The organism is Mycobacterium sp. 360MFTsu5.1, assembly GCF_000383495.1.
Lineage (GTDB): Bacteria > Actinomycetota > Actinomycetes > Mycobacteriales > Mycobacteriaceae > Mycobacterium > Mycobacterium mucogenicum_B.
The window spans coordinates 404,768-430,108 of the sequence record NZ_KB911464.1 but is presented as its reverse complement, the minus strand read 5'-3'; the positions used below and the strand labels follow the sequence as shown (position 1 = coordinate 430,108).

Here is a 25,341-nt window from a genome sequence, read left to right as displayed (position 1 = left end):
GGGGTTGCAGCCGGGAGCGGCTGACACCCGAACCTACGATCCTTAAACTGATGCAATCAACAGATTGTCATAGGGATAAGGACCGCGGTGCGGACGGAGCGCTACAAGATCGTCGCCGATGAGATCGCTGCCGCCATCCGTGCCGGTGACCTGCCGGCGGGAACGCGACTGCCGACCCATCGTGAGCTGGCACTGGAGCGCGGGATCGCGCTGCCCACGGCCACCAAGGTGTACCGCGAACTCACGGCGGCGGGCCTTGTGGTGGGGGAGCCCGGAAGAGGTACGTACGTAAGGGATCTCAGTGGCTTTGCGGGCCTGGAGCCGCTGCGGTTGCCGGCCGGCGCGCGCGTCGCAGACCTGTCCTTCAACCAGCCTCTCGCGACCGAGCAGTCGGAGCAGCTCCGTCATGCGCTCCGCGACCTGGCGGCCGAAGGTGACCTGGGGGCGCTGCTGCTCCAGCAGCCGCCGGGTGGCCGTACTGTCGATGCTGCCGCCGTGGCCACCCATCTGCTCGATCGCGGACTCGATGTCCCGCCGGGCAATGTGCTCTTGACCGCCGGTGCGCAACACGCACTCGACGTCGTCCTCACCGCGGTGACCGACCCGGGGTCGACGCTGGCCGCCGATGCCGTCACGTACCCGGGGCTCAAGCTGCTCGCCGACAGCCGCCGTCTGGATCTGGCGGCAGTGCGGTGCGGGCCGGACGGCACGGACCTCGAGTCGCTCGGCCGGCTCGCTCGGCGGCGCAAGATCGCCGTTCTGTACGTGTTGCCGACCGTGCACAACCCACTCGGATTCGTCCTGGATTCCGCTGCGCGACAACACATCGCCGCATTGGCCCGCCGGTACGACTTCGCCATCATCGAGGATGCCACCTATGCGTTCCTGGCGCCTGCCGCGCCCGCACCCATCCAGACGCTTGCGCCGGAACGGACCTTCTACGTGGGGAGCTTCTCGAAGAATCTCGCTACAGGTCTGCGCGCCGGGTATCTGGTGGCACCGGCCGCGGATCGCAGCCGGCTGGTCCGGGCGCTGCGAGCCACGAGTTGGGGAACCAGTTCTCTCGCAACGGCTCTTGTCACCCGCTGGATTCGCGACGGTACCGTGTCGCGGCTCGAGAAGGCCCGGCGTGAAGACGCGCGGGAACGGCAGGCCATCGCGCGACGCGCCTTCGAAGGCTTCGACTATCAGGCTCATCCGGCGTCGTACTCGGGCTGGCTCCAGCTGCCTGCGGAGATCCGCAGCGATCAGGCCGCTCACCGCCTGGCTCAGACCGGCATCCTCGTCTCGACCGGCGACGCCTTCGCGATCGGAGGTACCGCACCCAACGCCATCCGGATCGCGCTTGCGAACCCGAAAATCCAGGAGCTCGCCGGCCTGCTCGACCGCTGCCGCAGCGCGCTGGCCATCACCTGAGCCGGTCGCCGATCCACACACCGAGGGCGGCCAGTGCGAACACGGCACCCACCACGCTCGTGCCGCTCCATCCGGCGTGCGCGTACGCGACGGTGGCGGCGATGGCGCCGAGACCCGTACCGATCGAGTAATAGACCATGTAGCCGCCGATGAGGCTGGTGGTCGCTGTCGGATCGGACTCCACGATGATGTGCTGGTTGATGACGTGCAGTGCCTCGCCCGCGAAATCGAGTGCAATCAAACCGATTCCGAGCAGTAGCAGCGAGCTCGGGGCCTGGGCGATGGCAAGCCACGAGGCGAGGAACACGACGAGCATCCCGCCGGTGGCGAGCTGGGCGTGACCCGCGTCGGCCCACCGGCCCGCACCCGACGCACCGAGTGCCCCGGCGGCGCCGACGATGCCGAACAGTCCGATCTGTGTCGCGGTCAGGTGCCACGGCTGCGCGGCGAGCGGAAGTGCCATCGATCCCCATGCGGCGCCGAAGCTGGCGAACATCAGTCCGCCGATGAGGCTTCGCACCCGAAATGCCCTGTCACTCCGGGTGAGGGCGACGACGGAGGTGATTGCCCGACGGTAGGGCACGGCGACTTTCTCAACGGTGTCGCGAGGGAGTGTCGCGGCCAGCCAACCGCTGACCGCCACCATGACAAGTGTCGCCACGACGAACACCGCGCGCCAGCCCCACAAGCCGGCGATGGCTCCGGAAACAGTGCGGGCCAACAGGATTCCGAGTACCACACCGGTCGTGACGACGCCGACGGTGCGCCCGCGCCGGTCGGGCGGGCTGGTTGCCGCGGCGAACGCGGTGATCACCTGGACAACCGTCGAGGCCGCGCCGAAGAGTGCGCAGCACGCGAGGAACGTCCACGCCGACGGCGCGACAGCAGCCCCGAGAAGTCCCAGCGCGGTCACCGCGAGTTGCACGAGGATGATGCGGCGCCGGTCGAAGCGATCGCCCAGCGGCACCACCAGGATCAGCCCGAGCAGGTAGCCACCCTGCGTCGCCGTTGTGACCCAGCCCAACTGAGCCGCGGACATGTGCAGCTGCAAGCCGAGGTTGTCCAGAAGTGGTTGAGCGTAATAGACATTGGCCACCGCGGCGCCACTGACGAAGGCCAGGAGCAGGGCCATCCCGGTGCCGATGGTCTGTATCTGCCGGGTATCGGTTTCGGTCGTGCACGACATTCGATGGGCCGTCCCTCTGGAGCATCCGAGAAAGTGGTACTAGATTGCAACCAGACCATAAGCAATGTGGTTGCAAAGTGCAACCACATGAATCTGAGGGGTGTCATGAGCAGTCGACTGGCTCGATCGACCTGTCCGGTATCGCGCACCGTCGACATCGTCGGCGACAAGTGGACGTTGATGATCCTTCGCGATGCCTTCGAAGGGTTATCGCGGTTCTCGCAGTTCCAGCGCAGCCTCGGCGTCGCGAAGAACATCCTGTCGGGACGTCTGCAGCACCTGGTCGAAGCCGGGGTGATGGAGTTGCGTCCCGACGCGGGCGGCTCGTCCTATCGAGAATACGTACTCACGCCCAAGGGGGAGAAGCTCTTTCACCTCATGGTCGCGTTGCGGGAATGGGGTGCGGACAACGCGTTCACCGACGACGAGCCGCGCACGGCGTACGTCGACTCGCGTACCGGTGCGGCATTGCCGAGATTGCGGTATCAATCGCCCGGGGGCGACGAGATCAAGCCCGAGCACACCCGGCCCGTGCGGCCCGACGGTTGGGTCGCCCCGTGACGACGACGGTCGGCGGCAGCACCTCCATCTGCTCGGCAATGGTTGCCATACAGTCGAATTGATATGCGCCGGCCTGCTCGAGCAGGTCGTCACGCTGGCTGGGCGTCAGCGTCAGGAGTGCCGTGGTGAGTTCGCGGACACTCTTGTCGTGGACAACATCGAGCCAGTCCAGTTCCGCGTCGAGCGCACGCGCATAACTGGTATCGGGGTCGAAGTACTCGACCTCGACGCCGAAGAACTCTGCCAACATCACCGCGGTGCGCGGGGACGGGTACCTCCGGATACCCGAGCGCAGTTGCGACAGGTAGGGGGCCGACAGCCGGTGCCCGCGTCGGTCGAGCGCTTCGGTGACCTCGAAGTTGCGATACGGCCCCCGGCCGGGAGCCCAGATGGTGTCGAACAATCGATTGAGACGTGCCGCGAAAGTTGCTGTGTCCACTGAATATTGGCGACGATTCTTGCTGGCCATCGAGTTCCCCCTCGAATCAAGCTGCAGTGCAGTGACTTACGGTGACTCAGTTGATGCCGGCCTGGTCGTGGTGCCGGCGTGACCTGATGCTGACCGCCCGGGGGTGCGGTTCCTGGGCCAGATGCCACAGGGCGTTGTTCGGGCGCGAGCCCGTCGCACGAACATTAGCTCACATTTCTGTGAATGCAATGTCAGCTAATGTTTGCGAAGAGTTGACGCGCCGGTAGGTTCGTGGAATTCTCGTGACATCAGTTGAGTGCCAGTAAAGCCGGGGGGCTTGGGGCCGGTCTTCTCAAGGGGGATGCAGTGTTTCGTGTTCTGCCGCGGGTGTCGCGGAGTGTCGTGTCGACCTTGGCGCTGCTCACATCGCCGTAGTGGCGATTGTGAGGGTGTCACGTTCGGTGGTTGCTGGTCTGGTGCCGCCGCGGGATTGACCGCGTTGGCCGGGGCCGTGCCATGAGCCGCACACCCTGCTGCTTCACGACGTCACGGAGACGCCGTGCACGATATGGAGACTTGAATGAATTCTGTTGGAAAGCAGGGGTGCCCACAGCACGACTGCACAGAATGGACCGGAGAGACCGCAGAGGTTCTGGCGCTGCTGCGCGGTTCACCGCTGGCGAACCAGCCGCGCCCGGTGGCGCGCAACTCCGCGCACATCCCGGGCATGATCTGTCAGCCACCGCGTCCCGTGCGGGTGGCGTATTGGTGGGCCAATGCACTCCAGGCGCAAGGCTGGCGCCTGCGCGCGCTGGGGGAACCGCTCGCCGGTGGCGGGTTCCTCGCCGAGATCGGTCTGACCGGCGAGGACTCGGTGTGGGTGGTGTTCCCCCGGAACATGCCCGACGACGGCACCGAAGCGTCGGCGTTGGCAAACTACCTGCAGCGACTGACCTTTGATCAGCGGAACTACCTGCGCCGGCTTGTCGCCTGTGCGCCCGGCGTAGAAGTGTCCCGGCGACCGAATGGATCGTCGGCACCTTCGTGATTTCCGGTGCGGTGGCGAATACGGAACGAATGTGTTGTGGGGGATTTGCGGTGTTGACACCGAGAGTGAAAGACGAGTTGGCCAGCACCGTCGTGCACCTGCCGAGTGCGCGCAAAGCCGAGGTGACCGCACTGCTCCAGTTCGCGGGCGGACTCCGCGTGGCCAACGGGCGCGTCGTGATCGACGCTGACGTGGACCGCGAATCCGTTGCCAACCGCGTGTGCCGGGACCTCAAAGACCTGTGTGGGTCTTCGGCGGAAGTACGCGTGCTGCCGAGCGTCGCTTCGCGGCGTCGCTACCTGGTGCATATCGCCCACCAGGCGGAAGACGTGGCCCGATGGACCGGGCTCATCGACCGCTGGGGACGGCCGGTCCGGGGGATGCCCGCGCAGATCGTCGGCGGTAGCCGGGCCGAAGCCGAAGCCGTGTGGCGCGGCGCCTTTCTCGCCCGCGGATCGTTGGCGCTGGCCGGCCGCGCCCGTGGGCTGGAGGTGGAATGCCCGGGGATGGAGGCTGCCCTGGCGCTGACAGGGGCTGCCCGACGGCTCGGCGTGCAGGTGAAGGCACGACAGCTGCGGGGCGCTGATCGGGTCACGGTGCGCGACGCGGACACCATCTCCGCATTGCTGAATCTCATTGGCGCCCAACAGACTCATGTCGTCTGGCAGTCGTACCGCGACCGTACCGGCACCGCCACCGCAGGTGCGGCACTGGTGGACTCCAACCAGCGCCGTGCGCAGCAGTCGGCGATGACGACGGCCGTGCGGGCGCAACGAGCGCTGGAAATCCTCGGCGACAAGGCACCTGACCATTTCGTCGAGATCGCTCGGTTGCGAATCCAGCATCCTGACCTGTCGTTGGAGGATCTCGGTCGCCTCGCTGAGCCTCCGTTGACGAAGCATGCAGCCGCCGGCCGGCTACGGCGGGTGTTGGGAATGGCTGACCGCGAAGCCCAGCGCGCCGGCATCGCCGACACCAGTACGGACCTCGCCGCGGGCTGACCTGAACGGCGCCGCGGTCACCCCAGCGGGTCACCCTCGACGACGTCGGTGATGGTCACGTCGATAGGTCCGGACGGACCGCTGCCGTCCTGGTCGAGGTCGTCGAGGATCGTTCGGATGGTGTCCAGCACCAAGCGCCGGATGTCGTCGCCGAGGTCGCGAAGTTGGGTCCCGTAGCTGCCGGTGACGTCGATGTCGATGGCGCGCAGCACGGCACCGTCCAGGGTGAAGGCGATTCGGGTCGGCTGGCACACGAAGCTGCGACGCAACTCGCGGGCCAGCAGGCTGCGCAGCGCGTGATCGGTGATGTACACGACGCCGTCACCGGTATCGCGTGACGCGCGGACGGGCCAACCGACGCGCGGCGCAGCATGCACCGCCGCGCGCACTCTGTCGCTGATGGCGTCCCAGCCGGGTTCGGGCACAGTTCTCAGGTATGAAGCCGCGCTGTGCAGGAAGGGATCAGGCTCAGTCACTGCCACCTCCTCAACAGAACTCGCAAAGTCTTCACAGCCCGCAGGTGGTGACCGCGCACGGCGTCGGGACTGAGCTGTAGCACCTCGCCGATCTCAGGGAACGTCATTTGCTCGACCTCCCGCATCATCCAGACCGCACGCTGGCGGACCGGCAGTTCGCCGAGTGCCAGCTCGAGGGCATCCAGGAAGGCGGCATTGGATGCCGCGGTGAAAGGGTCCGCGGACGTGTCGGGTCCTGCCAGCGGTTCCAGTACCCAATCCTCAACCGGTCGTGCACGTTTGAGCCGGTGCGTGTCGGCGATCTTTCGGTAGCAGATCGCGAACAGCCACGTCCGCAGTGACGAGCTTCCGCGGAACGAGCCGATCTGCTGCCACGCGGCAACGAAGGTGTCCTGCACGACATCCGGGACGTCGGCCTCGGAAGCGAGCATTCGCCGCGCGTAGCGGTAGAGCACTGGTCCGTAGCGGTTGACGATGGTGTCGAACGCTTCGCGATCGCCGACCACCGCCGAGGCGCGCAAGGCCTCGTCGTCAGCGTCGCGTAGGTCGCCACCGGTTGGCGCTGTCACCACACTCCGCTCTCAACTACGCTTCACCGCTCGTGAAATATAGGCATTCGTACCAGAATTGAATGCCCAACGGGCTGTGTGAGACAAGTTCGGCTGAGTAGATTTGCGATGTGTCCTGAATCACTCAAATGGGACGTTCGGTTCGAGTTCTGAGTAACGACTACCCAATAACGACGTCGAAAGGGGAGCGGTGATGACCAGCGCACAGGCCGACACGGAGCCGTCCGGCAAAGAAGTCAGCCCGTACCAGGGTTCACCGTTGGTGAGCACGCAGGGCAAGACGACCATTGCGGACGTGGTGGTCTCCAAGATCGCCGGGATCGCGACCCGCGAGGTCAGCGGCGTGTACGACCTGGGCGGCGGGGCGTCGCGGGTGGTCGGCGCGATCCGCGAACGGATCCCCGGCGCGAGCGTCAACCAGAGCCAGGGCGTATCGGTCGAGATCGGCGAGAAGCAGGCGGCGGTCGACATCGACATCGTCGCCGAGTACGGCGTGGCGATCGCCGACCTCGCTGCAGGTATCCGCCGCAACGTCATCGCCGCGGTCGAACGCATGACGGGCCTCGAGGTGACCGAGGTCAACATCACCGTCCACGACGTGCACCTGGACGGTGACAGCGGCGACGACGCCGACGCCGCGCCCGCCCGTGTCCAGTGATGCCCCGACGGGGGATGCGGTTGTCGAGGACCCGGCCGAACGCATCGCTGCGGCGGTGATCGCCGTGGCGGGCGTGGCCGGTTTGCACGCGGGCATGTTCGGCGAGGTGGCGACCTACCTGCCGGGACGTCGGGTATCCGGCGTCCGGATTGGGGCCGACCGGGTCGACGTCCACGTCAGTCTGGTCCTCGGCGTGCCGGTGCGGCCGACCGCAACCGCGATCCAGCGGGCCGTCGCCGAGTTGATCGAACTACCTGTCGACGTCACGATCGAAGATCTCGTGCCGGTGACACCAACGCCTGGTCGGGGGTTGCTGTAGACCGCCGTGGTGCGGCGGCGCGACGAGGGGCGCGCCGCCTCACCACGGGCCACGAATTCCTAAGTGCCAGTACTACTTCGTAACGCGGAAGGTTCACATCATGACCTCATCGACGCTGGGTCTGGTCGCCGGTCTGCTACTCGGCATCGCTGCGGCCGCCGGCGGGCTCGGTGGATTTCTCATCGCGTTGCTTCTCGGCGTGGCGGGCTATCTGATCGGCGCACACCGCGACGGCGAACTCGATCTCGCCTCCCTGTTGCAGAGGCGCGACCGTGACTGAGCCAGAGGTCGTCGAAAACGTTGCGGCGCAGGCTGACTCCGAGGACGACGGGGCCACCCGCGGCAGCCTGACCGTCCGCGAGAAGGTCGCGCAGCGGCTTGCCGTCCGCGCCGCACTCGACACTCCCGACGTGCTGCCGTTCCCGGAAGGACGCGCCAAGATCCCGGGCCGGTCTCTGCCGCAAGCGCAGCTGACGGTCACCGGCGACCGCGTCACGGCCCATCTCAAAGTGACCGTGGCGTGGCCGGCGCCGGCGGTGGACGTCGGGCGTGCGGTACAGCGCAATGTCGCGCAGACCTTGTCGAGCATGGGCGGACTGCAGGTGGACCGCGTCGACGTCACCGTAGAGCAGCTGAGCACCGTCACCAAGGACACGAAGAGGACCCGTTGATGACTGCCGACAACGTCGCACTTCCCGCACCCGGCCGGTCCCCGGCCGCCGCGGCCACCGCCCGATATGTTGCGGTGGCGCTGGCACTGGTCGTCATGTTCGCCGGCGTCGTGTCCCTGCGTGAGGCAGGTGTCGTGTTGGGCTGGGTCGGCGGGACGCCGTGGATCGGCACGGCCATCGCAGCACTCAACGGCCTGCGGAGTCAGTGGTGGATGGTGCCCGCCGGTGTCGGCGCACTGCTACTCGGCCTCTGGCTGGTGTTCGTCGCGCTGCGGCCCCGACGCAAGACCGTCGTCGCCGTCGACGCGGCGGGGTCGGTGTGGATGCGCCCGCGCGACGTGGCCCGGCTGGCAACCCACGCGGCGTCGTGTGTACCCGGCGTGGAGGTGCTGAACTCCGCGGCCACTCGCCGCAAGGTCACCATGTATGTCGGAATCACCGGCATCGAGTCCGACACCGCGGCGAAGGGTGCGGTCGCCGCCGCCGTGGGCAGCGCGACCGAAATTCTCATCCCCACACCGAAAATCGTCGTGCGCATCGGCACGAGCGGGGCTGCATGAGCCTGCTGCCGACCGACCTCGTGGATCGCGCGGCGACACTGGTCGCCGGGATCGTCGTGGCATCCCTGGGTGCCGCGGCGGCACTGTGGCCGACGCACGTGGTGCATGCGGCTCCGGAACAGATCAGTACGGGGCCGGTCGCGCGGGCGACCTCTTCGACGTGGTGGCCGTGGGAACTGGCGGGAGCGGGCGCGCTGCTGGTGATACTGGGGCTGGTCTGGCTCATCGCCCATGTGCCGGTCCGCAAGGCGCAGGTCCTGCGCGTTCCCGGCACGAGTGACCCGGGATTCATCACCGTGAACCTCGATGGCGTCGCCACGGCGGCCGCCGCCGCGTTGGCGCAGGAATCGAATGTGCAGTCCGCCAAGGGCAAGACGATTGCCGACCGCGGCACCGCGACCGTCGAATTGACCGTCACCACGGCGCACCCGGCCGGCCTGGCCGATGTCGTGTCCGCGATCGACACCACGCTTGCCGACATCGCCCGCGTCACCGGAGGCACCGGCGATACCGTGGCGGCACGCGCGGTCCTACAGATCGCCAAAACCAAACGCCCCGGGTGAGTCCGCCGGCCGGCGAACTCACCCGTGTCTGTCCATCTCAGCAAACTTGGACAGCGTCGACATAGTTTTGCCAACGGAAGCCATCACCGTCCCGGTCGACAAACAGAGGGCCGTGCGCGGGGAAGTGGGCCGTAACCAGGCCCAGCCCTTCGTTCGCGCTGCGCTCGAGGATGGCGCGGCGCGTGCCGATCGCCTGCTGTGGGTCGTGGTCGGCGAAGAACACGAGCTCGGGATACAGCGCCTGCACGGGGTGGTGCAGTGCGTCGCCCACGATGAGTAGACCGCCTCCGGGACTGGCGATCTCGACCGCTAGATGTCCGGGCGTGTGCCCTGCCGCGTCGACCGCGCGGATCTGTGTGGCCCCGCTCGAATGGATGACGTCACCCGGGCTGACGCCGCGGTGTGCGCCGCTCTCCAGTATGGGCAGCACGCTGTCCTGGTAGACCCAGCCCGCGTCGCTTCGCCATTGCCCCACCGGGGCCGACTTCCACTGTGCTCGAAGGTATTCGAGCTCGGCATCGTGAAACCAGTAGGTGGCATTCGGGAAGGTCGGCGCCCATACGCCGTCGATCAGACGGGTGTTCCATCCGCAGTGGTCCAGGTGCAGGTGGGTATTGATGACGATGTCGACATCGGCCGGTTCGAACCCTGCCCGCGCAAGGCGGTTCAGATAGTCGGTGTCGAGCATATGAAGATCCGCGAAGTACGGTCGGTTCTTGTGGTTGCCGGAGCAGGTGTCGATGACGATCACGCTGCCGTCGATCTCGATGACGTAGTTGTGGATCGCGAAAAGCATCGTGCCGGCGTCGTCGGTGAGGGCCGACGGTGCGAACAGTTGCTGCGCGGCATCCAGCTGTGCGTCGCTGATCGCGGGGTACCAGAGCCGGGGCGCGATTGGCCAGACATCCAACTCCGTGAGCTGCGTGACGGTCGCGTTCCCGACGCAAAATGTGTGCACGGGGGTGGCCAACGCTGTTGACCCCGTATCTATTCCGGCTACATCCAAACGCGGGACGTCAGGCCGATGGTGACGTTTGGAACAACCGATCAGCGGGAATAGGGAAATCAGCTGATGCCGTCGGCGCGTCACTCAGTGTGAGGAATCGAGATGGTCCACGAACTGGTATTGGCCGTACAGAGCCAGCCCGAAGCAGCCGGATTCATCCTGCGGGGTATCAAGGGAATCTTCGTCGCCATCGGCAGCGTCATTGCCGCGATCATCTGCGCGGTGATCGCCGGCACGAAGGGCCGCAGCGCCCTCGGTTGGGGGATTCTGGGGTTGTTCTTCTCGATCCTGACCCTCATCGTCGTGATCGTCATTCCCTCCAAGAAGTCTTGAGCCAACTGAGATTAGGAGCAACGATGTCTGTTCGACGAATGCTTTTGCTCGCGGGTGCCATCTTGCTGTTGGCCGGCGCGATAGGGCTCTTGGTGCCCGTTTCTGCCTCGTCCAATGACGGCAAGGAAATCGGTTGTGGCAGCGCACTGTTCCAGGATCTCGACCAAGCCCGCTCGGCGAACGCGTCGAGCATCGCGGGCGTACCGATCCTCAATGAGATTGTCCCGCATACCGATTACGTGGCGCTGTGTGAATCTGCGCTGTCCGGTCGCCGGACCTGGGCCATCCCAGTCGCGATCGTCGGGATCGTCGTCGCGGCGTCGGCCGCCGTGGTCCGGCGCCGAACTGACGCAAGCGCGCCGTTGTCCTGATCCAGGGGACCTCGCCGCCTAAGACATCCTTCCGATGCCGTATCTGGTCATGGATGTCGGCGCCTCCATCGCGCCCTACAACCACATCGGCCTGAACTCACCACTGGTGGTCGACTACGTGTGGGGGCGTCAGCTGGGGGAGCGCACGATCAACCCGTGACGGCATATCAGGTAAACAACCGTGGAGCAGAGTTTGGTGTGCAGAATCAGGGGTATCTGCTGCCACGATGCTGCCGGACGAAAGGGATTGCGCCATGCCTACCAACCCGAAACCGCTGTCCCGAGCTCGCCTGACCGTCTACGTCGGCGCAGTGGCGCTGGCGGTGACCGGCCTTGCCGCGTGTGGCGACAAAGCCTCGAACGACAAGTCGACGACATCGGTCACCACGACGACGTCGACCACCGAAACATCCACGACCACAATACTTCCGACGTCGGTTGCACCGACCGTGAGTTCGTCGGGGCCGGTCACGGAAACGCCCGCGCCGCAGATGCCTGCGACGGAGACCGGTCGGCCGATGGTCCCGGCGCCACCGGCCATGCCCGCACCGCCGATGGTCCCGGCGCCACCGGCCATTCCTGCGCCACCGGCGATCCCGTCGCCGCCGCCCATTCCGTCACCGCCCCCGATCCCGATGCCCTGACATCAGATCCGGCTGAGCCTGATCAGCTGGACCCGCGGCCGGCAAGTACGAGGAAGTTGGCTGCGGCGGCGAGGCAGACGGTCACGGCCAGGAGCGCCACCGTCAGAGTCGATGCAGCAGAGATGGCGCCGACGAGAAGTGGTGCCGCGAAAGCGCCCAGCAGGCGGCTGATCTCGGCGATGCCGACCACCTGGCCGAGCCGCTCGGGAGGATTTCTCCGGGCCAGGTAGGTGAACCCGAGTGGTGCAATCACGCCCGCGCCGGCACCGACCAGCACGCCGGCACCCACCAGGCCGGCGACAGTCGGAGCCAGTGACGCCGAGGCGAAACCTAGTGCCACCAACAGCAGTCCGATGCCGATCCCGGTGTGGTCGGCCAATCGTCCGGCATCGCGGATACGGCGCACGGGTCGCTGTACCAATGCGGCGACCGCAACCAGACTGGAGACGAGTGCACCGGAGGCCAACGGCCCGAGGCCCTGTTGGGTGGCCAGGACAGGCAAGAACCCGAGGCTGACGGACACCGCCGCCGCGCCCGCAGCGAGGGCCAGAGCCGGCCACACACCTGCTGTCTTGAACAGAGCCCGGACGAGATCCGTCGTCGACTCACTCGTCGGGGCCGCGGCATCAATCGTCGGCACGGCCATCGCTGCCCATGCCGTCAGCACGGCGGCAAGGACGGCGAGCAGCAGGAACAGTGCCGAATGCCCGCCAGCGCCAACCAAAATGCCGCCGAGCAGGGGGCCCAGCGCGTAACCCGCCGCTTTCCAGGTGCGGTACCCACCGAAGGAGTGGCTCGTGCCGGCGGGGGACAACCGGGTCAGCACCGCATCGGCACCAAGTCCGACAGCCGCGGCGGCTGCCCCTTGGCCGAGTCGCGCCAGTCCCACGCCGAACGCGTCCTCCGCGATGGCGAACGCCCCCGATGCCACTACGGAGGCGACCAACCCGGCCAGCAGCACTCCCCGTGGCCCCAGAATGGCGGACAGCGCACGGATGAGCGGTTTGAGCAGCAGTTCGGCCGCGGGACAGAGCGCGAGCAGCAGCCCCAACGTGAGCAATGTCCCATGGCTGATCCGCAGATAGCTCGCCAAATTTGCCGCGATGCTGGTGGCGCTCAACGCAATTGCGAATCCGGCGCCATAGACCGCCAGCAGGCCCGAGCGGGGTACACCATCCGGTTCTCCGGGCGAAGTACTCATCGCGGCTTCCGTCGTGACTTGATCGCCTGCGCTGCGGAGTAATTACATCTGGTGCAGTGCTCGATACACCCGTGCGGCGTAGTCGGCCAAATGGCCCGCGCACCGTTCAAGCCGTAGGTGGGCCTCTGCGGCGACTGGCGCGCCAAAGACGTCGCGCGCCTTGATGTCTCGGTGCGACCGACGCAGCCGCTCGAGCCGCTCTTGCTGGTCGACCAGCGCTGTGATCGTGAGTTCACCGTTGGCGATGGCCGTGTCGATCTGAGCGTCGAACTCTGCGCAACCAGAAAGGAAGCCGGTCCATTCGTTGGCTCGTTCAGCGGTGAACATGTCTTGCAGTCGCGCCGATTCCGATCTGTCACGACCGGCCGCGCTGAGCGTCAACACTTCGCCGCCGCCGCGATGCGCCAACTGGACCACTCGTGCGACACCGTCGGCGAAGACCGGAACGTCGGGCATCGCCCACACACCCTGCCCGATCTGTAATGCGCCGCCCCGCCGCAGCTCGCGCCACGTCGCCACCCGATGCCGAGAGGGCACTGCAGGTATCCGCACCACCAAAATCAGCCACCGCACGAAGCGTCACGCTCGCAATCACAAACAAGAATGTAACGGATGTTTCTTTTGGTGGTGCCCAACAGGCGATTTCGGTCGTTCACCTGCGCAAAGAGTGCCGCGCACCGGATCATGGCGGACCCATGTTCATGGCCGGCCGCACCTCGGTCTCAGTAGGCGCCGTCACCGGCGAGGACGGTACGGACGGTCTTGCCGACGATGAGGAGGTCCTGGAGCAGCGACCAGTTCTCGACGTAGGTCAGGTCGAGGCGGATGGCGTCGTCAGGTTTGAGGTCGGAGCGTCCGCTGATTTGCCAGAGGCCGGTGAGGCCGGGTTTGACGGCCAGGCGTCGGCTGACGAGGTCGTCGTAGGTGTCGACTTCGCGGCGCACTTGTGGGCGGGGTCCGACGACGCTCATGTGTCCGGTGAGGACGTTGAAGAACTGGGGGAGTTCGTCGATGGAGTACTTGCGGATGATCTTGCCGATGGGGGTGACGCGCGGGTCGTCCTTCATCTTGAAGAACAGGGCGTTGCCACCGTTGGCGGCGATCATGTCGGCTTGGCGGGTGTCGGCGTCTTGGTACATGCTGCGAAACTTGGTCATGCGGAACGGTTTTCCGTCCAGGCCGATGCGTTCGGACTGGTAGAAGATCGGCCCGGCGCTGGTGAGCTTGACCGCCAGTGCCGTCACGATCATCACCGGCGCAATGGCCGCCAGCGCTGCCGCGGCAAACAGGACATCAAAAGTTCGTTTGATCAGTGAATTCGAGCGGCTGTATTGGGGTTTGGCGATCTCGAAGACCGCCATGCCTGCGACGGGGCGGCTGGTGAGGCGTTGGTCGGCGATGTCGATGAGGCCGGGGGCGACCATCAGATCGACTCCGTGTTCTTCCAGTTCCCACATGAGCCGTCGGATGTCGGTGGGACTCAGGTGATGGGTCGCAGCCAGTGCGACGGTATCCACCCCCGTGCGCTGAACGGCGGCGAGGATGGCCTCGTCGGTGCCGACGATCGGGATGTCGCGGCCGGCGATGGTGATGACTTCCTTGGCGTGCGTCGGTCCCATCGGGGTGCAGAACCCGGCGACGTGGTACCCCGCCCACGGGTCTTTGGCGAACTCGGTGGCGATGTCCGTCGCAGCACTGGTGGCACCGACAACCAGGAGACGGCTCTGGTCGTCGCCCGAAAGACGCTTCCGGGCGACGACGCGGCGCCAGATCCAGCGGGTGGTGATCAGGCCGACCAGGCCCGTGGGCAGGGCGATGGCGAGGTAGCCGCGCGAGATGTCGAAGTGGAACAACGTCGAGGCGATGGCGATGAGGCCGAACAGCTGCAACGTGGCCGCGGCGAGGGTGACGTACTCATCGAAACCCCGGCCGACGACCTTGGCCGACCGGCTGCCCAGTGACAAGAAGCCCATCCACGCCACCGCGATGACAGCCGAGACCGCCAGATACCGCACGTGCGGACCGCCGTCGAGGGACACGTACACGGGGTGGCCACTGGTGGTGGCGAACCGGAAAATTTGCCCGAACATGACGGAAGAGCAAATAACTATGGCGTCGCTGAAAATGAGTATTCGCGCAAGTTTCTGATGACGCTGCTCACGGATCGAGCGTCCTCGGTGGTTGGTTGCGGTAGCTGGCGGTAGCTGAAGCAGGGCCCCTGCTGCGGCGCCGGAACGCACGCGAGCAGGGCCGATATCGTTCGTGAACTGGGATATATCTACGGCGGGTGTCGACATGGCTACCGGGGCGCTCTCTGCTGGGCGGGACTCACTCGGTCGATTCGACCCCGCGGTGCTTGCAGGATTCACCTGCCAGTTCGGGATCGACACGCAGACCGACGGTGGTCTCGCGCGATGCACTACTTGTTAACGAATGCGATTTTCAGCAAATTTATACCGAAGGATTGGAGCGGGCAAGTAGGACACCTAACCAACACCTGTTACGGCCATCACACTTCAATGCGTGAGGCGGTGAGGTCGCGGCACTTGCCGGCGGGCCGCGATGGCCGCTTGACGTGACCAGGCGGCTGTGGATGAGCTATGAAAATTTGCCATATTGGCGATCGAGCCGGTTTGACTAGCGGAAATGAATCGCCATGGACATTGCCAAATCGGGCTGCTAGCGTTCGCTTTGCTGTCGCGATTTGGGGAGATCGCATTCATCAGGTGCACCTGAAACGGGGTTCGACGTGCTGACACGGCTGCGCGAGCTATTGGCTGTTGCGCGGCTGGCCCGTGTCTGGTGGTCCGAACCGGTCGACTACGACGCGCAAATCGGGTACTTCGCTCAGCGCGGCCTACTCGGTGGCATACAACTGCTTGTCGGAGGATGCGCGGCCCTGCTCGCCGCAATCTCGATCGTCATTCAGTTCTCGCCCGCGGGGCCGTCCACCGCCTTGTCTCGTGGCGTCTCGTCGGTGTTTGCGGTGTCCGCACTGGTCTGGGCGTTGTTGTGGTGGTTCGGGCCCTGGCCGTCGCGCGCGATGTCGATTGCCTTCATCGTCTATGCGGACATCGGTATCAGCGTCGTCGCACTGCTCGACTCCAACCGGCTGGCCGGGTTCTTCGGCTTGAATGCGCTCCTTCTCATCTCCGTCTATACGAAGTTCTTCGAAGGCCCCAAGGTCCTGGCGCTCCACACGGTGTGGGTGCTCATGGTGACGGCGCTGTTCGCGGCCGATATCGCGTGGGGGCCAGATGGAGACCCTTATCTGGCGCTCGCGAAAACGTTGGCGGCCATCGCATCTTTCGTGGTGCTGCCCGCTGTCGTGCAATTCGGGATCTGGGTGCTGCGGAACGACGCGCACGACTCGGTGACCGATCAGCTGACCGGGCTACTCAACCGCCGGGGTTTGAATCTGCGGATCGAGAGCTTCCTCGCCGACCGGGCGCACCGATCGATTGCCGGCGCCTGCGTAACGGTGCTGGTCATCGATCTGGACAGGTTCAAGAACGTCAACGACACGTACGGGCACGCCGTGGGCGATGCCGTCCTGATGCGCAGTGCGGAACGGATACGCGGCGTCGTACGCAGCACTGCACTCGTCGCCAGGGTGGGCGGAGAAGAGTTTGTGGTCGTCGATGTCACGTCACCGCAGCAGGTACTGGGCATCAGTGAGCGCATACGCGCGGCCATCGCCGCACCCGCCGACATGGCGCCGGTCACTGCCAGCATCGGTGTCGCCTCCGTTGCCTTGCCGGACTTCTCCAAGGGGGACGAGGATGCCCAGTCCGTATTGGACGCCACCATCGAGTGCGCTGACCATGCGATGTTCTCGGCCAAGCGCGGCGGAGGCAATGCGGCAGTGCGCATGACGTTCGCTGTCGGCAACGACATCGTCTGCCGTTGCGACGGCAATTCGACGCCGTGCGATGACCCCTCTCCGTTGCGGCGGCGCTGACCGGAGGCCATCTATTCGTGCGGTTCCACGATAAATTGTCGTTTCCGAAACTTTGCTGAATCTGGGGTAGGATATCCCGATACGTGGCATACCAGGGCTGTCGAGCGAGCGCAGGTTTGCCGGTATGCAGAGAAATAGCGTGATAGCGGCCGGTTTCTCCCGGCGGAAACGTCAGTCGGTTCCGACTCGACAAGGTTCGGCGGGTTGTTCACGCTAACCATGTCTTTGTCGCTACGATTGCACGAACACACCGGACTGGAGGCACCTGTGGTGCGGCAGGTTCTGATTGCGAGCGCGAACAGCGGCGTCGCCGGCGCGGTCGTCGTCGACGCCGTGATGGTCGCGCTTGCGCTGTTTGCCGTGGTGTGCGCGATCTCTGCTGCGGTGGGATCGCACGGTCGACACCGTGCGGCGTGGACCAGCCTGACTGTCGGCTTGTGCGGTTGGGTAGTCGCCCAGACGATATGGACGCTGTCCGAACTTCGGCTGGGTGCCACCCCGGAGGTGGTGCCGGCCGCGGTCGACATGGCCGGGTTGCTCTATCCGGTCGGGGCATGCGTCAGTCTCGTCCTGCTGGCATCCGGCGCCTCGCCGTGGACCAGAGCCCGGTTGCTTCTCGACGGCGCGATCATCGGCCTTGCGGCATTTGCCTTGGCTTGGGTCGTGGCGCTCGAAGACGGCTTCGCCATGGGCGCTGAGCACCGCTGGCATTCGTGGTTTGCCATGGCCTTCCCGATCGCGGACCTGGTTTTGGTCGCGGTCGCAATTGCGGTGTTGAGCGCCGTTGATCGCCGGCATCGCCCGGTGCTTCTGCTGCTGACGATAGGCAACGTTCTGGGTGCGGTTTCCAACATCGCCATACTGTTCGTCGGCATGTGGGGCAGTGGCACGGCGCACCGCCTGATCGATCTGGGCTGGAGTGCGGCGCTGATCTGCCTGGCGTTTGCCGCGTTGACAAGTCGGCAACAGCGAAAAGTGCCGTCCGCCAATGATGTTGACACGGCGGTCGCGCCGCGTTGGTCCGCCGCCATTCCGGTGGTGCCACTGGTCATCGCGACCGCGACTTGCTGCATCGAATTGCTGCACGTGGCGGCGGCCTGTTGCATCCCGATGGCGATCACCGCCCTCGTGCTCGTCGTGACGACCGTGGTCCGACAGGTCGTCACGTTCAACGAGAACCAGCGGCTACGGGCCGCCGCGAGAGAGCTCTTGGAGCAAGACCGGGTGACCGGCCTCGACAATGCGATCTCGTTGCGCGACCGGCTGTCTTGCACGTTGTCCCGCGCTGACCGCGACACCGAAGGCGTTTCGGTGGTGCGTCTCGATATGGACGAATTGGGGCTGGTGACTGCGGCCTACGGCCGTGGCGCGGGAGACGAGCTGCTGAACCTGGCCGCCGGCCGCATCCGGTCGAGCGTCGGCCTCGATGATGCCGTCGCGAGGATGGACAGCGGGCAGTTCGCGGTGCTCATGGACGGTGGCGTCGAGCACGGCCGGGCCGTGGCAGACCGCCTGGTCCAGGCATTCGCAGACCCGTTCATCATCGACGGGCACGATCTGCTGATCCGGCCGAGCGTCGGACTCGCGGTGGCGACCGACGGAGAAGCCGACCTCACAGCCGACGAACTCCTCGCGCGCGCTGCGGCGGCCGTCCAGATCGCGAAGAACTCGCACCTGCGCAGTGCGTACATCCACGGCATAGACAGCGACATCGACGACACTGTGACGACGTCGCGTATCGCGGCGTTGGGTGCGCGCCCGACCGAGACGGTCCGGCTGCTGGGCCAGCTACGCCAGGCGATCGACAGTGAGGCTCTCTGCCTCTACTACCAACCGAAGTTCGACCTGATCTCTGGCGACATGATGGGCGTGGAAGCCCTATTGCGCTGGCCCCACGCCGAACTCGGCTTGCTGGCCCCCGACCGTTTCTTGCCTCTGGTGCGTTCGCACGGCCTCACCACGTTGGTGAACGATCTGGTGATCGAGCGTGCACTCGATGACGTCGCCCGGTGGCGCGGTGAGGGATTGGCCGTGCCCGTGGCAGTCAATGTATTCGCCAATTGCCTCACCGACATCGCCCTGCCCCGGCGGATTGCCAGGGCGCTGGAAGAACGCCGGATCTCCGCGGCCGACTTGACACTGGAGATCACCGAGGACTTCATGCTGAGCAAGCTGGGACGAGTTCAATACGTCCTGAACGGATTGCGCCACACCGGAGTACGGGTCGCAATCGATGATTTCGGCAGCGGCTATTCAACCCTGAGTTACCTGCGCGACCTTCCGGTTGACGAGGTCAAGCTCGACCGGCAGTTCGTCGCGTCTGTCCTCAAGGACGATCGTGCCGCCGAAATCGTCCGCTCCATCATTTCTCTGGCCCATCATCTGGGGGCTCGCGTGGTCGCCGAGGGCGTCGAAGACGGTGAAACTGCTGCCCGGCTCAAGCAATTCAAATGCGACGTCGTGCAGGGCTATCTCTACAGCACGCCCATCGCCGCCGACCGTGTGCCCGCCTGGCTGCGTGATCGGCCGGACTTCCCGCCGAGTATTCCGCGACCGGTCGGCGCGAGTACCTAGCGCGTCAGTTCTGGTCCCTGCCGGCCGGCGGCACGATGCCCACGGTGTCGAGTATCTGCTGGGCGGAGACTTCCCACGAGTAGCGGCCCGCGTTGCGAACGCCGCGCTCGCGCAAAGTGTTCGCCAGTTCCACCTCGGACTCCAGCCGATCCAGTTGGGCGAGCAGGCCGGGCATGTCATCGGGGTCGAAGTAGAGGGCGGCGTCACCCGCGATCTCGGGCAGCGACGCCGCGTTCGACGTGATCACCGGACAACCGAGAGTCTGGGCTTCCAGCGGCGGCAGGCCGAAACCCTCGTACCGTGACGGGAAGATCAGACCACGCGCGTTGCGGTACAACCATGCGAGCTCGGCATCGGAAAGACGCCCGGCGACAATGGCTTTCGGGGAAAGTGCTGCCGCTTGACTGAACACCTGGTCGTTACCGGACGCGCCGACCACGACGACGGTGCGTCCGGAATCAGAGACGGCACGCACCGGTGCCGGCAGGTTCTTGTGGACCGCGAGCGTGCCAACCATGAGATAGAACGGTTCGTCCGGGGCCAAGTCGGGTCGCTGGGGTTCCACCGTCGTCAAGGCATCTGCGGCACAACCGGCGACCACGAACTTCTGCGCGCGGATGCCGAGCACGTCGTCGAGTTCCCTGGCGCTGAAGTGGGACACGGTGATCAGATGGCGTGCCCAGCGCCCGAGGAACGAGTACGAGATGCGGTAGAAGGCCACGAAAGCCCGGCGGAACGTCTGCGGGAACCGGAAGGGCGTGGCGTCGTGCATGGTGACAACTTGTCGGCGCTTCACCACCGGCGCCGGCCCGGCGAAATTGAGCAGCAGGTTCCCGAACGTTGCGGCGGGTAGGTAGATCTGCTCGAAAACCACGCCGGTGCTGCGCGACTGCCGAATCTCGACCCGCGGGCTGCGCAGCCAGTCGGGGATCTCGGCGTTGGCCGGCACATGGACGACCAGGTCGGTGACGTCATTGTCGATGACTGCGCGGACGATTTCAGTGGCGTAGCGCTGCGTGCCGGTCAGCTTCTGCGCCAACCACTTTCCGTTCACGTGCACTTTCCGCATCAATGATCTCCCATCAGCGGCTCATACAGGGCGCGAAGTGCCGTCCGCTGTTCGGTCTCGCAATTACCGGCCAATGCCATCGCGGTCTGCTGCCGCAGCGCCGCCAGCCCTCCGACCCGGCGCAGCGCCGTGATGGCGGTGATCAGATCTTCGGGACGGTCGAGCATTACCGGTAGGTCGACACCGTGCAAGTACGCACGCCGACGTGCGACCACCGGCAACCCCATGCCCGCAGCCTCCATGATGGAGATCGGAAATCCCTCCCACGACGCCGTGTGCAGGTACAGATCGCACCCGGCCATCACATCGAGGGCCGCACTACGCGGTAGCCAGCCGGTGACTTCGACTCCGTGCGCGCGGAGAAGATCGATGTCGCCGTCGGTGCCACCACCGATCCAGATGGCCTCCAGCCCGCCGTGCACTTCGGCTGCGGCACGGAACGCCTCGGCGAAGAACCGCGGATCTTTTTGTGGCCCTAGGCGTCCGTTGCCGACGATCCGCAACGTCGGCTCGGTTGCGGGACGGTCGGCTCGGGGCAACCCGGGGGGTTGTACGTTCGGTACCGTCACCACGCGCGGCGAGCTCAGCGGCCATCTCGACAGCTCGGCCTCGCGCGGAGAGCACGCCGCGTAGGCGGAAGTGTTGAACGACAACAACCATTCGAGCATGCGAAATCCCTGCCGCACCGCCCATGACACGTCCAGCCGTTCGAACGAGTAGCAGTGCGGCGTGTATACCAGCGGGCGCTTGCTCGTCCGGCGCACCGCGGAGCGCACGTACGCGCCGGCCATGCTCGAGTGCGCGTGCACGATCACGTGGCCTGGTGTAGCGCGAAGCAACCGGCGAAGGAACCTGACCCGCGCGATGGTGCCGGGGGGCAGCTGCGTCTTCGTTGCGAAGTACGTCAACTCGTCGATGTCCAGCCGCGCCTCGTCGCGAAACGAGTAGACGAGGTGATGCTGGGCCTCGGGGTAGTTGCGGACAAAGTCCCCAATCGCTGACGCGGTACCGCTGGCGAATGATTCCGCGACGTGAATGATCGACGGACGTCGGCTGGCCACGATGCCCAACGAGGAGTTGGGGTCTGCCACTTCGTGCCTCCGGACGTGAATTTAGCAAACGCAGATGCCGTTGCTCTATCTCGCATACCGTAACCGTTCTCTGTGTGACGGTCTAGCCGGAATCGGGGCATGGCGCGATGGTTTGCGGTGAGAAATCCCATATTGCAGCGGCTATACCGGCCGGTCTCGCCGATTCGAAGGGCTGGCCGCATGTCCAGCGGAGTTCATTTTGGACGGCTTAGATGTTTGATAGTGCACTTCTAGCGAATATCGGAAGACTCCGTGACTGTGTATCGTGGAGCGCGACCATATGGCACTTGGATCACAGAGGGGGCTCTGGTTCGTGGACGAGGAAGCTGCCCATACGCAGCCGACATGGTTCGGCCCCGAAACGGCACCCCTGTACGGAGTCGTCCACGTTCCGGCAGGGCGACGAGCGCGCGGCGGCATCGTGATCTGCCCGCCATTGGGCAAGGAGCACGTCGACACCTACCGAGGACTCAAACTGCTGGCTCAAGAGTTGTGTGAGCGCGGCTTCATGGTGCTGCGGTTCGACTATCACGCGACGGGCGACTCCGCCGGGGAGCTCGGGGCCGACTCGGCGCTGAGCGACTATCAGGACAGTATCGGCACCGCGGTGGAGTACCTGCGAACTGCCGGGGCGACGCGGATCGGCGTGATCGGGCTGCGGATGGGCGCCATGCTCGCGGCCACCGTCGCACCCGATCTCGACGGGCTGGCGGCGCTCGTCCTGTGGGACCCCGTTCTCGACGGACGCCGGTATCTCCGCGAACAGCGGACGCTGTACAAGATGACGGTCGGTGCGGACCTGGTCGATGTTGAACGTGAGTCCATCCTGGGCACGACGTTCTCGCCGGAATGCGCACGACAACTCAAAGGCATCCAGATGCCGGAATCGCTCAGCACAGCCGTCCCCACGCTCATCGTTGCCAGGCCCGAACGCGCGGACGAACCGAAGATCAAGACGCTGCTGGCGCAAGGCAACTGCGAGTTGGCGACTGTCGCCGGCCAGCCCGAGTACGTCGAGCCGGTGACATTCGTGGTGCAGATCCCGGTGCCAACGTTGACGCTCATCGCGGAGTGGCTTCATCAGGCGATGGACACCGGCCAAGCACCGGTGGCGCCGGCCATCGCGCGCCGCGCACAGGTGGGCCAGCTGCCCGACGGCCGTGCTGTCGTCGAAACGCTGGATGAGTTGGGGCCCAATCGGTTGTTCGCCATCAGGACAGCTCTGGCAGATGCGCCACCGGATGCCCCGACTCTGCTCATCCACAACACCGCTTGTGAACATCGCGTCGGCTCGGGGCGGGTGTGGACCGACACCGCACGTGAACTTGCCGCACGCGGCCTCGCCGCAGTGCGCTACGACCGTCGTGGTACCGGTGATACCGGTTGGGCTACAGCCGAATTCGCGACAATCTATTCAGCGGAATCCAACACCGACGTCCGTGACGCGATGGTAGCGACCGGGATACCGGCCGAACGACTCATGATGACGGGGATCTGCTCCGGTGCGTGGAATTCGGCGATCGGGGCGATCAGGTACGGCGCCCGGGCCGTGGTGCTGGTCAACGCCATCCTGTTCAGCGTCCGTCACAAGGCCATCGGACCCGAGAAGTTGATCGGCATGACTCCGCCGAATCCCGGCGTGGAACCCGCCCCAGAGCCTCGCACGTTCGAAGCCCGCCTCAAGAAACTGGTCAGGCGGTGGCTGCCTTATCAGCTGTGGTTGCTGATGGGCCGGGTCGGCTTGACTGAAGTGCCGGAAGTCCTGCTGACGGCTTTGGCACGTCAGGGCATTGTCGTCGACATGGTGATGTCGCCCGAGGACCAGGCGTGGTTCGACAAACAACGTGGGCCGCAAGGCGTGGCGCGGCTCGAGCGTCGTGGCTGGGCGCCAACCATCACGCGCGCGCCGAGCGGCGATCACCCACTGCTGCAGCGCGACATCCAGAATGTCGCGAGTGCACGGATTCTGGCTGTCGCGCAGCGCGAGTTTGCTGAACTACTGCCAGAATCGGTTGATGGCGACGCCCGACGTACCACGTTGCATCGCAACGCAGATCCACCCGCGCCGTGCTGTGAGCGACGGTGACCATCGGAATGAGAAGTAGGCGGCGTGACGCGGACGAGCGTGTGGAATCTGGCGGTCAGGTGACTGCCATGGGCAACAGCGGACCTGGCGCGTCCGTAGACGCTGACGCGGACCAGCGTCGGCGGGACGAACAGCACGCGGCCGCCGGGCGAAACACCGTCGCGCTGCTCTTGAGCCGCCTTGCGATCGCCTTGATGGGGTGGTCGGGGACCGTCCTGATCGCCCGGTTGCTGTCGCCGACGGACTGGGGCGTGTTCTCGTTCGTGTTCGGACTTCTCGGGATGATGTCGATCGTTACCGATCTCGGCGTGGGCCGGGTGGTGCTCGGCAGGCTGCTGGAAGCAGATGACGAAGACGCCGACGTCTTCGCAAGTTCGTTTGTCGGTCTGCGAGCGGCGTTGGGGCTACTCGGATATGGGATCGCGGTCGGTTACGTCGTCGCCATGGGTTATTCGGGCGAGGTCATCCGGGCGACCGCCCTGGCCGGCCTCGTCGTCGTCATCGCCACACCCAGCCATGCGCTGTCCGTCCTCTACCAGAGCCGGCTGAAGATGGTGACCGTCGCCGCGGCGGAAGCGTTCGCCCAGCTGTTCCAATTGATCCTGACCGTCCTCATCGCGACGACCCACCCCGGCTTGATGATCTTCATCCTGCCGGCCATCGCAAATGAAATCTTCTCGGGCACATGGAAATTGATCGGCGTCCGCCGCGGCGGTGTCGGACCGCGGATCACCAAACAGCCGCGCCTCAAGCTGTGGCGCGAGATGCTGGTGGAAGCCATTCCGCTGAGCATCGGGTTGGCCATGATGACGTTGCTGTCCAAGGTCGACATCCTGATGCTCGGCAAGCTGGATCAGTTCGACTCGGTCGGCCTGTACAGCGTGGCCTACAAGTTCGCCGATGTGCTGTCGTATGCGGTCCTGGCCATCGTGACGCCGGTGGCAACCCTGCTGGTTGCGGCGTGGCCGCTGATGACCGACGAATTCCGCAGCCGGGTGCGTTCTTCCGCGGTGCTGATCGGACTGATGACCTGTCTTGCGGTCGCCGGCATGTGGGCATCGGGCGACGAGATCGTGTCGCTGCTGTACGGCCAGCGGTTCGGCGTCTGCGCAGACGCCGTCCGCATGCTGTTGATCGGGGCCGTGTTCGCGGCGCTGTCGCACCTCATCCTCGTTGCTTTGGTGTCGGCGTCGCGACAACGGGCCTATCCGTGGGTGGCGTGCGGTGCGTTGGTGCTCAACGTCGTGCTGAACGTCTATCTGATTCCGCGGTTTTCGTACAACGGTTCGGCCGGCGCCACGGTCATCACCGAGATCGTCATGTTCGTCGCCATGTGGGCGCTCGCGGCCCGGACCATTCCGATCGACCGGCTGATGCCGGTCTCCAAGTTGCTTCTGATCGTCGCGCTGACGATCGGCGTATGCGCGGTCACCGAAGTCATGCAGGGCTATGTGCCGTGGGTCGTCGTGGCCGCGTGCTCGGTCATTCTGTTCGTCGGTGGAGCGTTCGCGCTGCGGCTCCTCGACCGCCAGTTGCTCGCGCGACTGCGGCCGGCGCGAGCGGCGTGA

27 protein-coding genes and 1 pseudogene are annotated in these 25,341 nt (G+C 65.5%); 17 read left to right on the top strand and 11 right to left on the bottom strand.

Features of this window, described 5'->3' with window-relative positions; genetic code table 11:
- The first annotated feature begins 87 nt into the window (after positions 1-87).
- Complete coding sequence (locus H289_RS0108925; RefSeq protein ID WP_020100433.1) at positions 88-1,416, top strand: aminotransferase-like domain-containing protein; 1,329 nt, start codon at positions 88-90, stop codon at positions 1,414-1,416.
- Here the strand turns inward: H289_RS0108925 and H289_RS0108920 are convergent.
- Positions 1,409-2,602 (bottom strand): MFS transporter, encoded by a 1,194-nt coding sequence (locus H289_RS0108920; protein ID WP_020100432.1) that lies wholly within the window; start codon positions 2,600-2,602, stop codon positions 1,409-1,411. The two genes, H289_RS0108925 and H289_RS0108920, sit on opposite strands and share 8 nt — an antisense overlap.
- A gap of 105 nt (positions 2,603-2,707) precedes the next feature.
- Here H289_RS0108920 and H289_RS0108915 point away from each other — a divergent pair, with 105 nt between their 5' ends.
- Positions 2,708-3,163, top strand: a complete 456-nt coding sequence (locus H289_RS0108915; RefSeq protein WP_020100431.1) for a winged helix-turn-helix transcriptional regulator — start codon at positions 2,708-2,710, stop codon at positions 3,161-3,163.
- On the opposite strand, the gene H289_RS30150 is transcribed toward H289_RS0108915, so the two are convergent.
- A complete protein-coding gene (locus tag H289_RS30150) occupies positions 3,111-3,602 on the bottom strand; it encodes a helix-turn-helix domain-containing protein (RefSeq protein WP_020100430.1) in 492 nt (163 codons plus the stop codon). The two genes, H289_RS0108915 and H289_RS30150, sit on opposite strands and share 53 nt — an antisense overlap.
- A 550-nt stretch (positions 3,603-4,152) precedes the next feature.
- On the opposite strand from H289_RS30150, the gene H289_RS31765 reads away from it, so the two are divergent.
- Entirely contained in the window at positions 4,153-4,620 is a 468-nt protein-coding gene (locus H289_RS31765; protein ID WP_020100429.1) for a hypothetical protein, read from the top strand.
- A gap of 53 nt (positions 4,621-4,673) precedes the next feature.
- Positions 4,674-5,621, top strand: a complete 948-nt coding sequence (whiA, locus tag H289_RS0108900; RefSeq protein ID WP_029104986.1) for a DNA-binding protein WhiA — start codon at positions 4,674-4,676, stop codon at positions 5,619-5,621.
- Positions 5,622-5,638: 17 nt separating this feature from the next.
- On the opposite strand, the gene H289_RS0108895 is transcribed toward whiA, so the two are convergent.
- Positions 5,639-6,097, bottom strand: coding sequence for a hypothetical protein (locus H289_RS0108895; RefSeq protein WP_138158398.1), 459 nt, complete (start codon positions 6,095-6,097; stop codon positions 5,639-5,641).
- Positions 6,094-6,666 (bottom strand): RNA polymerase sigma factor, encoded by a 573-nt coding sequence (locus tag H289_RS0108890; RefSeq protein ID WP_020100426.1) that lies wholly within the window; start codon positions 6,664-6,666, stop codon positions 6,094-6,096. The genes H289_RS0108895 and H289_RS0108890 overlap by 4 nt, the downstream gene beginning before the upstream one ends.
- 193 nt (positions 6,667-6,859) lie before the next feature.
- Here H289_RS0108890 and H289_RS0108885 point away from each other — a divergent pair, with 193 nt between their 5' ends.
- The 6 genes from H289_RS0108885 to H289_RS0108860 all read left to right on the top strand — a co-directional run bounded on the left by H289_RS0108885 (position 6,860) and on the right by H289_RS0108860 (position 9,437).
- The gene (locus tag H289_RS0108885; protein WP_020100425.1) at positions 6,860-7,324 is read left to right on the top strand and encodes an Asp23/Gls24 family envelope stress response protein; all 465 of its coding nucleotides are present in this window, start codon (positions 6,860-6,862) and stop codon (positions 7,322-7,324) included.
- The gene (locus tag H289_RS0108880) at positions 7,314-7,643 is read left to right on the top strand and encodes a hypothetical protein (protein WP_020100424.1); all 330 of its coding nucleotides are present in this window, start codon (positions 7,314-7,316) and stop codon (positions 7,641-7,643) included. The genes H289_RS0108885 and H289_RS0108880 overlap by 11 nt, the downstream gene beginning before the upstream one ends.
- A 100-nt stretch (positions 7,644-7,743) precedes the next feature.
- Complete coding sequence (locus tag H289_RS0108875) at positions 7,744-7,923, top strand: hypothetical protein (protein WP_020100423.1); 180 nt, start codon at positions 7,744-7,746, stop codon at positions 7,921-7,923.
- Positions 7,916-8,314, top strand: coding sequence for an Asp23/Gls24 family envelope stress response protein (locus H289_RS0108870; RefSeq protein WP_020100422.1), 399 nt, complete (start codon positions 7,916-7,918; stop codon positions 8,312-8,314). The genes H289_RS0108875 and H289_RS0108870 overlap by 8 nt, the downstream gene beginning before the upstream one ends.
- Complete coding sequence (locus H289_RS30140) at positions 8,314-8,874, top strand: DUF6286 domain-containing protein (protein ID WP_020100421.1); 561 nt, start codon at positions 8,314-8,316, stop codon at positions 8,872-8,874. The genes H289_RS0108870 and H289_RS30140 overlap by 1 nt, the downstream gene beginning before the upstream one ends.
- The gene (locus H289_RS0108860; RefSeq protein WP_020100420.1) at positions 8,871-9,437 is read left to right on the top strand and encodes a hypothetical protein; all 567 of its coding nucleotides are present in this window, start codon (positions 8,871-8,873) and stop codon (positions 9,435-9,437) included. The genes H289_RS30140 and H289_RS0108860 overlap by 4 nt, the downstream gene beginning before the upstream one ends.
- A gap of 37 nt (positions 9,438-9,474) precedes the next feature.
- Here the strand turns inward: H289_RS0108860 and H289_RS0108855 are convergent, their stop codons facing one another.
- Complete coding sequence (locus tag H289_RS0108855) at positions 9,475-10,395, bottom strand: MBL fold metallo-hydrolase (RefSeq protein ID WP_029104983.1); 921 nt, start codon at positions 10,393-10,395, stop codon at positions 9,475-9,477.
- A gap of 150 nt (positions 10,396-10,545) precedes the next feature.
- Here H289_RS0108855 and H289_RS0108850 point away from each other — a divergent pair, with 150 nt between their 5' ends.
- From H289_RS0108850 to H289_RS32335, 3 genes and pseudogenes are all read left to right on the top strand, one after another.
- A complete protein-coding gene (locus H289_RS0108850; RefSeq protein WP_020100418.1) occupies positions 10,546-10,776 on the top strand; it encodes a hypothetical protein in 231 nt (76 codons plus the stop codon).
- Between the two features lie 23 nt (positions 10,777-10,799).
- The gene (locus tag H289_RS0108845) at positions 10,800-11,147 is read left to right on the top strand and encodes a hypothetical protein (RefSeq protein ID WP_029104982.1); all 348 of its coding nucleotides are present in this window, start codon (positions 10,800-10,802) and stop codon (positions 11,145-11,147) included.
- Between the two features lie 22 nt (positions 11,148-11,169).
- Positions 11,170-11,307 (top strand): annotated as a pseudogene (locus tag H289_RS32335) (MCE-family protein MCE1A); the annotation flags it as partial.
- A gap of 138 nt (positions 11,308-11,445) precedes the next feature.
- Here H289_RS32335 and H289_RS32915 read toward each other — a convergent pair.
- The 4 genes from H289_RS32915 to H289_RS0108820 form a co-directional block, all read right to left on the bottom strand.
- The gene (locus H289_RS32915) at positions 11,446-11,760 is read right to left on the bottom strand and encodes a hypothetical protein (RefSeq protein WP_020100415.1); all 315 of its coding nucleotides are present in this window, start codon (positions 11,758-11,760) and stop codon (positions 11,446-11,448) included.
- Between the two features lie 53 nt (positions 11,761-11,813).
- On the bottom strand, positions 11,814-12,992 hold the full coding sequence (locus tag H289_RS0108830; protein ID WP_020100414.1) for an MFS transporter: 1,179 nt from the start codon (positions 12,990-12,992) through the stop codon (positions 11,814-11,816).
- Between the two features lie 42 nt (positions 12,993-13,034).
- Positions 13,035-13,511: a Chromate resistance protein ChrB gene (locus tag H289_RS0108825; protein ID WP_020100413.1), complete on the bottom strand. Its 477-nt coding sequence runs from the start codon at positions 13,509-13,511 to the stop codon at positions 13,035-13,037.
- A 203-nt stretch (positions 13,512-13,714) separates the two neighbouring features.
- On the bottom strand, positions 13,715-15,082 hold the full coding sequence (locus H289_RS0108820; RefSeq protein WP_020100412.1) for a sugar transferase: 1,368 nt from the start codon (positions 15,080-15,082) through the stop codon (positions 13,715-13,717).
- 659 nt (positions 15,083-15,741) lie between these two features.
- Between H289_RS0108820 and H289_RS30130 the strand changes: the two genes are divergently transcribed.
- Positions 15,742-16,953 carry a GGDEF domain-containing protein gene (locus H289_RS30130; protein WP_020100411.1) on the top strand — a complete coding sequence of 404 codons (1,212 nt, stop codon included), beginning with the start codon at positions 15,742-15,744 and terminating at the stop codon, positions 16,951-16,953.
- 507 nt (positions 16,954-17,460) lie between these two features.
- Positions 17,461-19,527: a putative bifunctional diguanylate cyclase/phosphodiesterase gene (locus H289_RS30125; RefSeq protein WP_196810008.1), complete on the top strand. Its 2,067-nt coding sequence runs from the start codon at positions 17,461-17,463 to the stop codon at positions 19,525-19,527.
- Between the two features lie 4 nt (positions 19,528-19,531).
- Here the strand turns inward: H289_RS30125 and H289_RS0108805 are convergent, their stop codons facing one another.
- Positions 19,532-20,596 carry a glycosyltransferase family 4 protein gene (locus tag H289_RS0108805; RefSeq protein ID WP_231387981.1) on the bottom strand — a complete coding sequence of 355 codons (1,065 nt, stop codon included), beginning with the start codon at positions 20,594-20,596 and terminating at the stop codon, positions 19,532-19,534.
- Entirely contained in the window at positions 20,596-21,687 is a 1,092-nt protein-coding gene (locus H289_RS0108800) for a glycosyltransferase family 4 protein (protein WP_020100408.1), read from the bottom strand. Before H289_RS0108800 ends, H289_RS0108805 begins: the two co-directional genes overlap by 1 nt.
- 313 nt (positions 21,688-22,000) lie before the next feature.
- Between H289_RS0108800 and H289_RS0108795 the strand changes: the two genes are divergently transcribed.
- Positions 22,001-23,773, top strand: coding sequence for a serine aminopeptidase domain-containing protein (locus tag H289_RS0108795; RefSeq protein ID WP_231387980.1), 1,773 nt, complete (start codon positions 22,001-22,003; stop codon positions 23,771-23,773).
- Between the two features lie 68 nt (positions 23,774-23,841).
- The gene (locus tag H289_RS0108790; protein ID WP_196810007.1) at positions 23,842-25,341 is read left to right on the top strand and encodes a flippase; all 1,500 of its coding nucleotides are present in this window, start codon (positions 23,842-23,844) and stop codon (positions 25,339-25,341) included.